12 protein-coding genes are annotated in these 12,610 nt (G+C 59.4%); 5 read left to right on the top strand and 7 right to left on the bottom strand.

Annotated elements, in window-relative coordinates; translation table 11 throughout:
- Positions 1-425 precede the first annotated feature (425 nt).
- Entirely contained in the window at positions 426-551 is a 126-nt protein-coding gene (locus tag NW840_RS02310) for a helix-turn-helix domain-containing protein (RefSeq protein WP_369791772.1), read from the bottom strand.
- A 166-nt stretch (positions 552-717) separates the two neighbouring features.
- On the opposite strand from NW840_RS02310, the gene NW840_RS02305 reads away from it, so the two are divergent.
- A complete protein-coding gene (locus tag NW840_RS02305) occupies positions 718-2,001 on the top strand; it encodes a competence/damage-inducible protein A (RefSeq protein ID WP_414342174.1) in 1,284 nt (427 codons plus the stop codon).
- Between the two features lie 102 nt (positions 2,002-2,103).
- Positions 2,104-4,272 carry a M48 family metalloprotease gene (locus NW840_RS02300; protein ID WP_414342172.1) on the top strand — a complete coding sequence of 723 codons (2,169 nt, stop codon included), beginning with the start codon at positions 2,104-2,106 and terminating at the stop codon, positions 4,270-4,272.
- A gap of 30 nt (positions 4,273-4,302) precedes the next feature.
- Here the strand turns inward: NW840_RS02300 and typA are convergent, their stop codons facing one another.
- The 4 genes from typA to glpX form a co-directional block, all read right to left on the bottom strand.
- A complete protein-coding gene (gene typA, locus NW840_RS02295) occupies positions 4,303-6,120 on the bottom strand; it encodes a translational GTPase TypA (protein WP_414342171.1) in 1,818 nt (605 codons plus the stop codon).
- 168 nt (positions 6,121-6,288) lie between these two features.
- Complete coding sequence (gene psb30 / locus NW840_RS02290; RefSeq protein WP_011433833.1) at positions 6,289-6,396, bottom strand: photosystem II reaction center protein Ycf12/Psb30; 108 nt, start codon at positions 6,394-6,396, stop codon at positions 6,289-6,291.
- A 107-nt stretch (positions 6,397-6,503) separates the two neighbouring features.
- A complete protein-coding gene (locus NW840_RS02285; protein ID WP_414342169.1) occupies positions 6,504-7,799 on the bottom strand; it encodes a glutamyl-tRNA reductase in 1,296 nt (431 codons plus the stop codon).
- A gap of 336 nt (positions 7,800-8,135) precedes the next feature.
- The gene (gene glpX, locus NW840_RS02280) at positions 8,136-9,179 is read right to left on the bottom strand and encodes a class II fructose-bisphosphatase (protein ID WP_414342167.1); all 1,044 of its coding nucleotides are present in this window, start codon (positions 9,177-9,179) and stop codon (positions 8,136-8,138) included.
- Between the two features lie 258 nt (positions 9,180-9,437).
- On the opposite strand from glpX, the gene NW840_RS02275 reads away from it, so the two are divergent.
- Positions 9,438-9,713, top strand: coding sequence for a DUF1830 domain-containing protein (locus NW840_RS02275; protein ID WP_414342166.1), 276 nt, complete (start codon positions 9,438-9,440; stop codon positions 9,711-9,713).
- A 58-nt stretch (positions 9,714-9,771) separates the two neighbouring features.
- Here the strand turns inward: NW840_RS02275 and NW840_RS02270 are convergent, their stop codons facing one another.
- Positions 9,772-10,038 (bottom strand): hypothetical protein, encoded by a 267-nt coding sequence (locus NW840_RS02270; RefSeq protein ID WP_414342165.1) that lies wholly within the window; start codon positions 10,036-10,038, stop codon positions 9,772-9,774.
- A gap of 170 nt (positions 10,039-10,208) precedes the next feature.
- Between NW840_RS02270 and NW840_RS02265 the strand changes: the two genes are divergently transcribed.
- Entirely contained in the window at positions 10,209-10,817 is a 609-nt protein-coding gene (locus NW840_RS02265) for a peroxiredoxin (RefSeq protein WP_011433828.1), read from the top strand.
- Between the two features lie 234 nt (positions 10,818-11,051).
- Here the strand turns inward: NW840_RS02265 and NW840_RS02260 are convergent, their stop codons facing one another.
- Positions 11,052-11,486 carry a photosystem I reaction center subunit II PsaD gene (locus NW840_RS02260; protein WP_414342164.1) on the bottom strand — a complete coding sequence of 145 codons (435 nt, stop codon included), beginning with the start codon at positions 11,484-11,486 and terminating at the stop codon, positions 11,052-11,054.
- Positions 11,487-11,720: 234 nt separating this feature from the next.
- On the opposite strand from NW840_RS02260, the gene NW840_RS02255 reads away from it, so the two are divergent.
- Positions 11,721-12,593, top strand: coding sequence for an arginase family protein (locus NW840_RS02255; RefSeq protein ID WP_414342163.1), 873 nt, complete (start codon positions 11,721-11,723; stop codon positions 12,591-12,593).
- Positions 12,594-12,610: the final 17 nt, after the last annotated feature.

The following is a 12,610-nucleotide window of genomic DNA, read 5'->3' as shown; positions in this document are numbered from 1 at the left end:
GACTGCGCAAGGAGCCATCCATGCGCAGCGTGGTAGGAATCTCCGGCCTTCAGGCCGGGGAGGATGTCAATGCTTGTTTCCCGTACTGCTCAGCCACAGCCTCTGGCCGTTCCTGGAACGCACTACGCGCCCACCAGTAGCAAGCGCACCGTCTTGGCATGTAGCTGGCGCTGCTTTCTGACCGCTATCTTGGAGGTCTGAAACTTGAGCAGCAAGACAATAAACCAAGACAATAAACAATGTCAAATAATGTCAAAGAAAATGTCAAAGAATAAATGTCAAAGTTGTCCACCCAGAACCTGGCCGCCTTGGCGCTCATCCCTCAAGTCTTGAATGGGCCAACGCAAACAATGACTGCCACTTTCTGGTTTGGTACGGGACTGCCTTCGCCCAATCTGGTAGAGAAGGCAAGATGTGGTGAGTAGCTACTTGCATCCAGGTGGACGCTCGCCTTCTAAAGACTTCAGAAAATCTAGGGTGCGGTTATAAACAAACCGAGCTGTTCCCAACCACTGCTGCAGCGTCTGTCGCTGTTGTGCTGTCGGATACATCTCGTCCCCCAATCTTTTTGCCGGCGCCGGAGATGGAAACTTGCCGGTTGTCTCACCGCCATTTGGAATGGCCAACTGCAAGCCCAAAATCTGGGGGCGCGCAGGGAGGCCGAGACCTCCCTGCTTGTATACTTCTCTTGCGGCTGAGCTGAGCTCGAGGCCAAGCATGATCCCACCGCAAACTGCTATTCCCCAAGGGGCTGAGATCCTCTGCATCGGCACAGAATTGCTTTTGGGAGAGATCACCAATACCAATGCCCAGTACTTGGCAGCCGAGTTGGCGCAACTGGGGATCCCCCACTATTACCAAACGGTGGTGGGGGATAACGAGGCCCGCATTCACCACGCGCTGGAGGTGGCCTGTGGTCGTTCCAGCTTGATTCTGATCACCGGGGGTTTGGGGCCGACGCCGGACGATCTCACCCATGAGGCGCTGGCTTCCTTTTTTGGGGCGGAGATGGTGGAGCACCCCCAAGTGTGGGAAGAGATCCTGCAAAAGTACGGGCAGCGGGGCCTTGTGCCCTCGCCGAGCAATCGCAAGCAGGCTTTTCTGCCCCGGGGAGCGAGGGTGTTGCCCAACCCGCTTGGCAGCGCCTGTGGCCTCATCTGGCAGCCCCGGCCCGACCTGCACATTCTCACCTTCCCTGGGGTGCCGCGGGAGATGCAACACATGTGGCGGGAGACCGCCGTGCCTTATCTGCGCTCCATCGGCTGGGGAAAAGAGGTGTTCTACAGCCGGGTACTGCGCTATTGGGGCATTCCCGAATCGACGCTGGCCGAACGGCTGGGATCCCTGTTGGCGGGGGAAAACCCTACGGTGGCTCCCTACGCCAGCCAGGGGGAGGTACGCCTGCGGGTTACCGGACGTGCTCCCAGTCGTGAAGAGGCCCAAGCCTTGATCGCCCCGGTGGTGGAGCAGATTTTACAGATTTCTGGAGAAGACTACTTCGGCAGCGATGACGCCACCTTGGCCGGTGTGGTGGGGGAGCTGTTGCTGCAACGGGGTCAAACTCTGGCGGTGGCAGAATCCTGCACCGGCGGGCTGCTGGGGCAGTTGGTGACCGGGATCCCGGGCAGCTCCCGCTATTTTGTGGGGGGGATCGTGGCCTACGACAACCGCATCAAGGAGCAGCTTTTACAGGTGAATCCGGAAACCCTGCGACAGCACGGGGCCGTGAGCGAGCCGGTGGCCGCCCAAATGGCGCTGGGGGCCAAGCAAGTCCTGGGCTCCAACTGGGCCTTGAGCATCACCGGCATTGCCGGGCCAGAGGGAGGCACCGCCACCAAGCCAGTCGGTCTTGTGTATCTGGGTTTGGCGGATCCGCAAGGGAAGGTGGAAGTACACGAGTACCGGTTTGGCAGCCTGCGCGGCAGAGAAGGGGTGCGTTGGTGGAGCGCCCAAACGGCTCTGGATCGCTTGCGGCGGCGCTTGCTCCACCACCCCCTTTAGGGGGGATCCAGTCTCTCGGGGTTGGATCCCTGAGTAAGCTGGGGGAGCAGATGGATCCAATCGATCTCCAGAAGCAGACCCTACCAGGCAAGGAGCAAGCCGATGATCCCCGATGCCGTCCAGGCGGGCAAGGAAGCCCTGCGGCAGGGCCGCCTTCAAGAGGCCATCCAACTTTTTGAAGGCTACCTGGCCCAATCCCGTCAGCAGGACAAAGCATTAGGGATCCCGGCAGACTCATCTGACGGCGAAGCCCTGGAAGCCCAAATGAACCTGGTGCGGGCCTACCACCAGTTGGGCCAGACGGAGAAGGCACGGTCCCTCTGCCTAGAGCTGCTGCAACACCCCAACCCCCAGGCGCAAGGCTGGGCCAAGAAGATCTTGCTTCGCCTGCCCACTGCAACAGAGTCCCTGGCTGCTCCGTCCGCCAAACCTGTCGAACCGCGTTCTGCTCCCCCAGAGGAGCCGTCTCCTCGAGCGGGATCCCTGTCCACCCGTCAACGGGCCGCCCAACTGGGTATGAAGATCCCCCTGCCGGAGCGGGCCGGCCCCCTGCATTGGGCCAAGTGGGGATCCCTGGGGGTGGGCATTGTCTTCCTTTGGTGGCTGAGCTTTGTGTTGGTAGGCAGCCATCTGGATTTTGGCCGGCTGAGTTTTCCGCGGCAGCTTTGGTTCTTGCAGGGGTTGCTGCCCTGGCTGCGCAATGGCCTGCGGTGGTTGGTGGCCGGCAGCCTGGCGGTCAACTTTGGAGTAGGCCTTCTCTTTTTTGCCCCCTGGCTGATGGATCAGCTCCACCAACGGCTGCACAAGTTGCGTTGGGCCAGGCTTGGCGAAATCGAACGCCACAGCCCCGAAACGGCGCGCCTGCTGCAGCGCATCTGTGCCCAAAACCAGCTAAAACAGCCCCGACTGGGGGTGATCCCGGATGCTGGGCCGCTGGCCTTTGTTTACGGCACTTTTTCTGATGGCTGCCGCATTGTGGTCACCCAAGCCCTGTTGCAGCAGCTTTCTGAGGATGAGATTGCCGCCGTCTACGCCCAGGCCCTGGGGCGAATTGTTAATGGAGATATCCTGGTCATGACCCTGCTGGGATCCCCGATTCAACTGGTTTACCTGGCCTTGGAGCAGGTGAGCAAGCTGGGGGAGGGGCGCGGCCAAAGTCGGCGGCGGGATCTGATCGGGCATGTGGCCCCTCTGCTCTACCTCATCTACACGGTGCTCTCCTACCCGCTGTTTTTCCTCTCCCGCCTGGGCACCTACCATGCCGACCATTTTGCTGTAGAGGCGACTGGCAACCCGAACGGGCTGATTGCTGCTCTGCTCAAATCGGCTGCTGGCCTGCAGGAGGCCCACAAAAACGACCGCCGACCTTCCTCGCTGTTGCACTGCACCCGCCTGTTCAGCTTTTTGGACTTCAAAACCATCGCCGCTGCCAGTGCTGCCGCCCGCCTCCAGGATCCCTCCCAAGCTGGCCAAGTCTTTCTTTGGGATCAAATCAACCCTTGGGCCCGCTGGATGCAGGTCAATTCCAGCCATCCGCTGCCGGGGCACCGCTTCAAGGTCTTGGCGGGATATGGAGAGCGGCTGCGCCTCCTGCCGGAGCTGAGCCTGGGATCCGGGTCCAAATTGGATGTGGCCCGCCTGCAAAGCCGGTTTTGGCTGGATCTGGCCATCTACGCAGCCGAAGTGGTCGGGATCCTCATTGGCTGGCTGGTGGGGCTGATCCTCTACCTGCTGCTGCAAAACCGTCTCGATCCCAAGGTGATCGCGGCAGCAGCGGTGGTGGGCTACGGGGTGGGCTTGTGGGCCAAAGCGGGATTGATGTACGGGGGATCCCTGCCGGCAAGGCCGACGGATGTGCTCAGCTTGCTGGCGGATCCCGACGCGGATCCCCGCCGCGGACAATGGGTGGAGCTGGAGGGGGAGTTGGTGGGACTGGGCCCCTCCGGCTATCAACTGGGGGCAGAGCTGAAGCTGCAAGAGGCCACAGGGCTGATCCCGGTGCGCTTTACTTCCCCTTTGGGGCCGGTGGGCAATGTCTTTTCCGGCCTGAAGCGGATCCGCGCCCTGGTGGGCCGGCGCGTCAAAGTGGTGGGCTGGTTCCGCCGCGGCAATACTGCTTGGGTGGATCTGGCCTACGTCCAGGTGGGATCCAATAAGCTGCACAGCCGACCGCGCCTTTGGCTGGTTGTGTTCGGCTTGGGAGTCATCCTGCTGGGGATTTGGGGGGCGTTCTATTTCCCCAACTTGGCCTCTTACCTGCGGCGGTGGTGAGCCAGGCTCTCTTCCAGTTGGCTGAGAAAACTAGCGGCGAGAGGGCGTCAACTGCGCCTTGCGCAGGCGCACCGACTGGGGCGTGATCTCCACCAGCTCATCCTCGCCGATGTATTCCAAAGCCCGCTCCAGGGTCATCTCCACCGGCGCTTGCAAGTGCACCAGCTCCTCCCCGCCTGCAGCCCGGTGGTTGGTCAGTTGCTTGGTCTTGCAGACGTTCAGCTCCAAGTCTTGGGGACGGTTGTGCTCGCCCACGATCATGCCCTTGTAAACGCGGGTACCTGGCGTAATAAAGAATACACCTCGATCTTCCGCATTCTTGAGGGCATAGGTAGTGGCCACCCCTTCTTCAAAAGCGATCAGCACCCCGTTGCGGCGCATTTCCATCTCAGAGGTCAGGGGACGGTATTCCAGAAAGCTGTGGCTCATGATCCCCTCGCCGCGGGTGATGCGGATAAACTCCCCTCGAAAGCCGATCAGCCCTCGCGCCGGGATGACGAACTCCAGCTGAGCCCGACCATCGGATCCCACCATCATGTTCTGCATTTCTCCCCGCCGTTGCCCCAGCCGCTCGATGCAGGCCCCCACCGTCGCTTCCGGCACATCCAGCACCAAACACTCATAGGGCTCATAGGGCTGGCCGTTGACCTCGCGGAAAATTACCTTCGGTTGCCCCACCTGAAACTCATAGCCTTCCCGCCGCATGGTTTCCAGCAAGATGCCCAGGTGCAGCTCGCCCCGCCCCGACACCAAAAAGCGATCCGGCGAATCGGTTTCTTCCACCCGCAGCGCCACGTTGGTTTCCAGCTCCCGCATCAGGCGCTCCCGCAGTTGCCGCGAAGTTACAAAAGTACCCTCTTGCCCGGCGAAGGGGGAGTCGTTGACGCAGATCATCACCTGCAATGTGGGCTCGTCCACTTTGATGAGCGGCAAAGCCTGGGGATTCTCGGGAGAGGTGAGGGTATGGCCGATGTTGGCCTCGGCAAACCCCGCCACGGCGACAATGTGGCCGGCGGTAGCTTCCGTTAGCTCGATGCGCTGCAGGCCCTGAAAGCCGAACAGCTTGGTTACTTTGCCCTTGGCAATGGATCCATCCTCTTTCACCACTGCCAATGGATCCCCCAGGCGGATGGTGCCGTTGTGGATCTTGCCGATCACAATCCGGCCCAGGTATTCCGAATACTCCAGCGTGGTGACCTGCAGCTGCAGGGGCTTGCCGGGATCCCCAATGGGAGGTGGGACGTGCTTGAGAATGGCCTCGAAAAGAGGCTTCATATCCAGGGATCCGCTGTACTTCCCTTCCAGAAAGGCTTTGAGATGGGCTTCTTCCAGGGCAAAGCCGCGCAACCCAGAGGCAAATAGATAGGGGAAGTCGCACTGGTCTTCGTCTGCCCCCAGCTCCAAGAACAAATCCAGCACCTTGTCGACGGCTTTGTAGGGCTCCGCGCGAGGCCGATCGATCTTGTTGACCACCACAATTGGGCGCAGGCCCTTCTCCAAGGCTTTGCGCAGCACAAAGCGGGTTTGCGGCATCGGGCCTTCGTTGGCATCCACGATCAACAAGCAGCCCTCCACCATCCCCAGCACCCGCTCCACCTCGCCCCCGAAATCGGCGTGGCCAGGGGTGTCGACGATGTTGATCAAGGTTTCGCCGTAGCGGACGGCTGTGTTTTTGGCCAAGATGGTAATGCCCCGCTCCCGCTCCAGCGTGTTGGAGTCCATCACACAGGTGGGAATGTCTTCCCCCTCCCGAAAGATGCCCGCCTGGCGTAACAGGGCATCCACAAGGGTAGTTTTGCCGTGGTCGACGTGGGCGATGATGGCAACGTTGCGGATGGGGAGTGACATATTAACCATTGACCAGCAGGATGTCGCCCTACAAGCAGGAGTGCCCTAGGGATTTCTTTACAACTCTAACGCAAAGGAGCGTTACGTTGCTAAACACTCCTGGCTTTGGGCTTAGCCCCAGCACTCCCAAAGGGTTATCCCGACTGCCTCAATATCCAGAGGGATCCCCTACATATCGGCGCCGCGCAGATAGAGCAGCAGGATGACCGCCGGGCCTGCCAAGACAATCAAGGCCAGCAGGGCCAACTGCACAAAAACTTCGTATTGTCCGAACATAATCCCAGATCCTGTGGCTTACGCTTTGTATCCTAAGGGGTGCCCTCCACCCCAGATGGGAGAGCTGTTACAATTCTTCAAGTCATGCGCTCTTCGCCAAGGGATCCCTAGCGCTCCTGCTGGGCTTGAAACACCACCGGATCCAGGTTGAACAGTTCCTGCAAGATCCGCATGGCTGCCCGCCGCGCCTCAATATCCCGTTTGGCCCGCAGTTGCACCATCGGGTCGTGCAGGATCTTGTTGACGATGCCGCGGGTCAAGGCGTCGATCACCTCCAGATGCTTCTCGGCGAAGTCTTTGCCCAGGCGGGAGAGAGCTTTTTCCATCTCCTGTTCGCGGATAGACTCCACCTTGTGGCGCAGGCTGGAAATGGTGGGCACCGTCTCCAGAGAACGCCACCACTCCATGAATTGATCCACCTCCTCTTCCACTAGGGCCTCGGCAGCCAGAGCCAGCTTTTGCCGTTGGGCGCGGTTTTCTTCCACGATGCGGGAGAGGTGATCCACATTGAACACCTGTACCCCCTTCAGCTTTTCCACATCGGGATCGATGTTGCGGGGCACAGAGATATCCACCAACAACAGCGGCTGATCTGGCTGCAGCACCCCTGCCAGTTGCTGGTAGGTGAGGATCGGCTGGGTGGCACCGGTGCTGGTGAAGACCAAGTTGGACTCGGCCACGCTGCTCAGCAGCGACTCCCAGGGCAACACCTGGATCGGCTGCTCGAATTGCTTGGCCAGGGCTTCGGCCCGCTCCAGGGAGCGGTTGACCACCGTGATATCGACTGCCCCTTTGGCCAACAGGTGCTGCACCAACAGACGGGCCATTCTCCCCGCCCCCACCACGGTAACTTTGCCCTGAGAGAGGGATCCCTGCTCTTGCAGAGCCAACTCCACCGCTGCCGAGCTGATGGACATGGCGCCGGTGCCGATCTCCGTTTCGGTACGGACGCGCTTGCCGGCGGTAATGGCTGCCTTAAAAAGGCGATTGAGGATGCGATCCATGCCGTTGCAGGCTTGGCCCAGCTGCTGGGCTTTTTTCACCTGCGAGAGGATCTGCCCTTCTCCCAGCACCAAGCTATCTAGCCCGGCAGCCACCCGCATCAGGTGGGTTACGGCATCCTGGTAAAGAAGGGTAAACAGGTGCGGACGCAGTTGGGGCAAGGGGATCCCTTTCAGCTCAGCCAAGAACTGCATCGTCTGCCGGACACCACTCTCCATTTCTGAGGTGACGATGTAGACCTCCAGCCGGTTACAGGTGCTGAGGATCGCAGCCTCCTCAATGTGGGGGTGGGCGCGAAGCTGCTGGATCGTCTCTCCCACCTCCGCCTCCGCGATGCTGAGGCGCTCCCGAATCTCCACAGGAGCTGTGCGATGGCTAAGACCGACAACCGCGATAAACATGCCTCTCCGTCGTCTGTACAGCAACAGCAAAAGTTATTAAAAACAAAAACTCTGAACAAAAGCAAATATTGTTTCAGAAAGAAGGCAAAAGCTGTAACCGATATGGGGGATCCCTTGACTCGGTTCCAGCAAGCTTAGGTAACTTTTCTCAGCCTACCTAAACCCTAAGACCAGTATCGAACCGGTTTTGCCGGATTTTGCTGAAGAGTTATTACGTTTTCACGGGTTGGGGCTTGATAGATTTCGTAACTTTCCCAAAAAGGCCCCAAAAAGGCAAGGGCGACCTTCACCAGGGGAAAGCCGCCCCGATCTGCGAGGATGTTAGATAGGGATCCCTTAGCGCAGCTGCAGTCCGCGGGGCTGCTGGCCATCTTTCATGTGGATGGTATCCACAAAGCGCACCGTGCGGGATTGGCTGGAAATCACCAAGGTCTCGGTGCGGGCCCCACCCCCAAAGAAACGTACCCCGCGCATCAAGTCACCATCGGTGATCCCGGTGGCAGCAAAGAGCACTTCCTTGCCACTGGCCAGCTCTTCACACTCCCACACCTTGTCGGGATCCTCGATGCCTTTTTCTTTGAGTTCCCGTCGCGTTTCCTCCACGGGTGGCAAGTAGGTGCCTGCCTGAACCACCTCGGGATCGTAGATCAGCCGACCTTGGAAGTGGGCGCCCAAGCACCGCAGAGCAGCTGCCGAGATCACTCCCTCAGGAGCAGCCCCGATCCCCATCAGGGCATGAATGCCGGTGCCATTGAAGCCTGCCGAGAGAGCCGCCGAGATGTCGCCATCGGTAATCAGCTTCACCCGCGCCCCCGCCTCTCGAATTTGGCGAATCAGATCGAGGTGGCGCTTGCGATCCATGACCACCACCGTCAGATCCGACACCTCCCGATCCAGGCTTTCGGCGATGATCTTGAGATTTTTCTCTGGGGGATAGTCGATGTGCACCTTGCCCTTAGCCTGGGGCGGAGCTGCCAGCTTTTGCATGTAGATGTCCGGGGCATGGAGAAGGCCACCTTTCTCAGAGATGGCCAGCACGGCCATGGAGCCATTTTGGCCTTTGGCCACCAGGTTGGTGCCCTCACAGGGATCCACAGCGATGTCAATCTCCACCAGCTCTTCCACGCGGCAGAACTGCTCAGCATCCGGGCGGGTACAGATGCCCACTTCTTCGCCGATGTAGAGCATGGGGGCCTCATCGCGGGTTCCTTCCCCGATGACGATGCGACCGCGCATAGGGATCTGGTTGAGTTTCTCCCGCATGGCCTCTACAGCCACCTGGTCGGCGGTCTTGTTGTCCCCTTTGCCCATCCAGCGGGCGGCGGCAATGGCAGCCTGCTCCACGACTTCGATGATCTCTAGCCCCAACTTGTTGTCCACGATGTGCCCCCTTGCTGATCTCGGAATGGTGAAGGCCAACTTAAGGATATCTTCAGACTCTTCCCCTCAGTTTACCAGGGCAGGCTTCTCCTCGGGATCCCATTCTCTCAACCCCAATAAGCTGAGAGAACAAATCTCCCAAAGCCAGTCAGGAAGAGCGATCCCCGTCTTGGCGGCTTACTATTGCCGCTTGGGGATCAGGGATGGTAGCCTATTTTAAGGGCAATAAGTTTTTCTTAACACCATTAAAAAAACGCAATGAAAAGATACGCTTTTGTCAACCGTTCCGGACAGGTTCAGGTGATCCGCACGATCCCCGGCCACTGGGAGCGCACCCTCTTCCCCGGCCAGCAGGCGATTTTTGAGGCGGAGCCGGACGACTATCTGGAAGTTTACAGTTGCTGCTGCTCCACCGCCATCCTGGAAGAGCGCCGCCTCTGTCGCCATCTGGTGGATTCTTCCTCGCCTGAGGTTGACCTCTACCTATGGTCATCTTCACACCGGGGAACTCTGGCGGATGCGTTGAACGGTTGACAGGCTCTAGCGGCTGGCTGCCCCACAGGGGCAAGAGGACTGGGTTTGCCCAGGATAACTAGATTGGGGATCGCTTCTCCTGAGGCCGATCCCCGAGTTTTTCAGAGGGCGGACGCGGCTCTGGAGAAGGGGCATCGGGGGGACGGGTCAGGCAACTGCCCCGCGCAGCATTGCGAAAGGTATCGATGCGCTCCACACAATTTTGATGGCCGCAATAGGGGCAATACAGGCGATCCCCAGGTTGGGGCTCCACATCGGCCTGGCTCCACCACCGCCGACAGCGGTCACAACAGAAGTGATAGAGGAACTCCAGCGCCACCCTCATGACAACAGGATCCCTTGCAGAGCTGAGCCGATCAGCATGGAAAAATGGGCATTATCCGGATCCCGGCAGTTGGGATCCGTCGCTATCTATCGAGTTAAGGCAGAGTCATTATGAGTATGGTATGTTAGGTTTGGTTTACATTTGCACTTTACCGCAAGGAGCGTTGATTTATGTCTCAGGAAGGATGCCTGCGAGTGGGGCAGCCCGCTCCCGATTTTTCCGCCACCGCCGTCTATGACATGGAATTCAAGACGGTGAAGCTCTCCGACTACAGGGGTAAGAAGTATGTGGTGTTGTTCTTCTACCCCTTGGACTTCACCTTTGTCTGCCCAACGGAGATCACGGCCTTCAGCGACCGCTATGACGACTTTGCCAAGCTGGATACCGAGATCCTGGGTGTTTCAGTGGATAGCGAATACTCTCACTTGGCCTGGATCCAGACCGACCGCAAAGCCGGAGGGGTGGGTGAGCTGAGGTATCCTCTGGTCTCTGACCTGAAAAAGGAGATCAGCGCTGCCTACAATGTTCTGGATCCGGAGGCCGGTGTGGCGCTGCGCGGCCTGTTCATCATCGACAAAGAAGGGATCATCCAGCACGCCACCATTAACAACCTGGCCTTTGGCCGCAGTGTGGATGAAACCTTGCGCACCCTGCAAGCTATCCAATACGTGCAATCTCACCCCGATGAAGTTTGCCCGGCCAACTGGCAGCCCGGCCAGAAAACCATGCACCCCGACCCAGTGAAATCCAAGGAGTTCTTCGCGGCGATTGCCAAGTAGGTTGGCCCAGATCCTGCCTCAGGGATCCCGGGCTTTTTCGGGTATGGCTCCAGCCCCGGGTGGGCTGGGGCTTTTCTTCGCCAGGGGCAGCCCGACTCTTCCCAAAAGGGACAAGCAACAGCAGAGGGGCTGGGGGTGAGGGCCGTCGGCAACCGCTCCAGAACCAGGTGCCCGCGAACAAATAAAGATCCCCTGAATTGACCAGGGGATCCGACAAGACAAGGGCCGCTGGACTTAGTCCCAGGGTTTCCCGCCGGTGAACTTGTAGGTAATCGGCTCCTTGTTTTTGCCGATGTTGCGATCCACTTTGCCGATGGGCTCGCGGCCTTCGTTGACCTTCTCGGGAAAGACGCCGTCTTTGGGATGCACCAACACAGGCTCTCCACCTGCCGGAATGCGGAAGATCTGGTAGTCGTTGATCTTGTAGTCGGATCTCAACTGGGCACCCAGCGCCAAACACTGCTCTTTGCGGGCAAAGGTGAGAAAGTTTTTGCCTTCCACCATTTCGGCAGCGCCGCCGGTGGGCATTTCAAACACCTGCCCCGGCTTGCCCGTCCAGGTGATGACGTATTTTTCTTCGGTTTCGGCTGCGCTCAACAGCCCCCCGGTGGATCCCCCAAATAGAGGCAGCTTTGCTCCCTGACGAGGATCGCCTTCCATCACAGCCATAGTCTACCTTTCTCAACTCGTTGTGGTTTGCGGTGGTTTGCCTTGTCCAAACCGCGGTTTGCGGCGCGAAGCACTTTGAATCTACCACTGACTCGATTTTTGGCCCCAGTTCCGCCTGGGAACTGTAATCTTTCGTAGCAGACTGGCTGGCCCTCAGACGGATCCCTGGGCGCCCTGTAGGCCACCATAGAACAAGCCGGAGACCCACAGCTTTCTGGAAAAGGAACAGCGCCCATGGCCCAGTGGTCCCTCCATCCCAGCTCGCAATCCAACGCTAGGGTCATTCTCATTCCCACCGCCTTTGGCCACGATACTCAGGCTCCAATGGCCATTCTCAATGCCGGTTCGGAGCTGTGTGCCTTCGAGCCGAGGTTGGGGATCGATGTGGATAAGCTGGCGGTGGCGCAGTTGCCGGGGCTGGTGGATGAGCCTCCCTACGGCATGTGTGAGGCGGCGGTGACTCAAGCTTGGAGACGACAACAATGGCCGGTGCTGTTGCCTTCGGTCTTGGCCGCCAGTTGGGGGGCCATTCGTGCCCTCTGGAAGCACTACCCAACTCTGAGTGTGGTGCATTGCAGCGCTCATGCCAACCTGATGCCGCCCCCAGAGATGACCCAGCCGGATCAAGATACAAGCTATGGCAGTGCTGCCTGGGTGGAGTTGCTCTATCAGCACAAGCTGCCGGTGATCCATGTGGGATTGCGCAGCGGCAGTGCGCGGGCCTACGCATGGCTGAAAGCCCACCACAGCCCAATATTCTGGGCCCAAGATGGCTGGGATCCCCAGCAGGTGGTGGCCTCTTTGCCGGATCAACCGGTGTTTTTGGTGGTGGACTGCAGTGTGCTGGATCCTTCCTTAGCGCCCGCCGTGAATCACCCAGAGCCAGGGGGGGTGAGTTGGTTGCAACTGTTGCAGACCTGTGAGGCCATCTTTGCCGCTCGTCCTGTGGTTGGCCTTTCGCTGGGAGGGGTGGCGGTGGGATCCGCAACACGGCAAACCGCTCGTGTGGTGGCCCGCCTGCTCAATTGGTTGCTGGCCTGCTATGCCCTCCACTCCGTAAACTACCCGGCTCCGACCGCTAAGCGGTACGGAGCGGGCTTTCAGTAGCCCTGAGCCTGTTCTGC

The sequence above is a fragment of the Synechococcus sp. R5-13 genome, from assembly GCF_047462015.1.
In the GTDB taxonomy this organism is placed as follows: domain Bacteria; phylum Cyanobacteriota; class Cyanobacteriia; order Thermostichales; family Thermostichaceae; genus Thermostichus.
The sequence above is the reverse complement of the archived record's forward strand: the minus strand, read 5'-3'. Positions and strand labels throughout refer to the sequence as shown.

What these genes read in the sequence shown, in the direction of transcription:
- NW840_RS02310 (WP_369791772.1), bottom strand. Translation starts at nt 551, where the DNA reads ATGTATCCGACAGCACAACAGCGACAGACGCTGCAGCAGTGGTTGGGA.
- NW840_RS02305 (WP_414342174.1), top strand. Translation starts at nt 718, where the DNA reads ATGATCCCACCGCAAACTGCTATTCCCCAAGGGGCTGAGATCCTCTGC.
- NW840_RS02300 (WP_414342172.1), top strand. Translation starts at nt 2,104, where the DNA reads ATGATCCCCGATGCCGTCCAGGCGGGCAAGGAAGCCCTGCGGCAGGGC.
- typA (WP_414342171.1), bottom strand. Translation starts at nt 6,120, where the DNA reads ATGTCACTCCCCATCCGCAACGTTGCCATCATCGCCCACGTCGACCAC.
- psb30 (WP_011433833.1), bottom strand. Translation starts at nt 6,396, where the DNA reads ATGTTCGGACAATACGAAGTTTTTGTGCAGTTGGCCCTGCTGGCCTTG.
- NW840_RS02285 (WP_414342169.1), bottom strand. Translation starts at nt 7,799, where the DNA reads ATGTTTATCGCGGTTGTCGGTCTTAGCCATCGCACAGCTCCTGTGGAG.
- NW840_RS02275 (WP_414342166.1), top strand. Translation starts at nt 9,438, where the DNA reads ATGAAAAGATACGCTTTTGTCAACCGTTCCGGACAGGTTCAGGTGATC.
- NW840_RS02270 (WP_414342165.1), bottom strand. Translation starts at nt 10,038, where the DNA reads ATGAGGGTGGCGCTGGAGTTCCTCTATCACTTCTGTTGTGACCGCTGT.
- NW840_RS02265 (WP_011433828.1), top strand. Translation starts at nt 10,209, where the DNA reads ATGTCTCAGGAAGGATGCCTGCGAGTGGGGCAGCCCGCTCCCGATTTT.
- NW840_RS02260 (WP_414342164.1), bottom strand. Translation starts at nt 11,486, where the DNA reads ATGGCTGTGATGGAAGGCGATCCTCGTCAGGGAGCAAAGCTGCCTCTA.
- NW840_RS02255 (WP_414342163.1), top strand. Translation starts at nt 11,721, where the DNA reads ATGGCCCAGTGGTCCCTCCATCCCAGCTCGCAATCCAACGCTAGGGTC.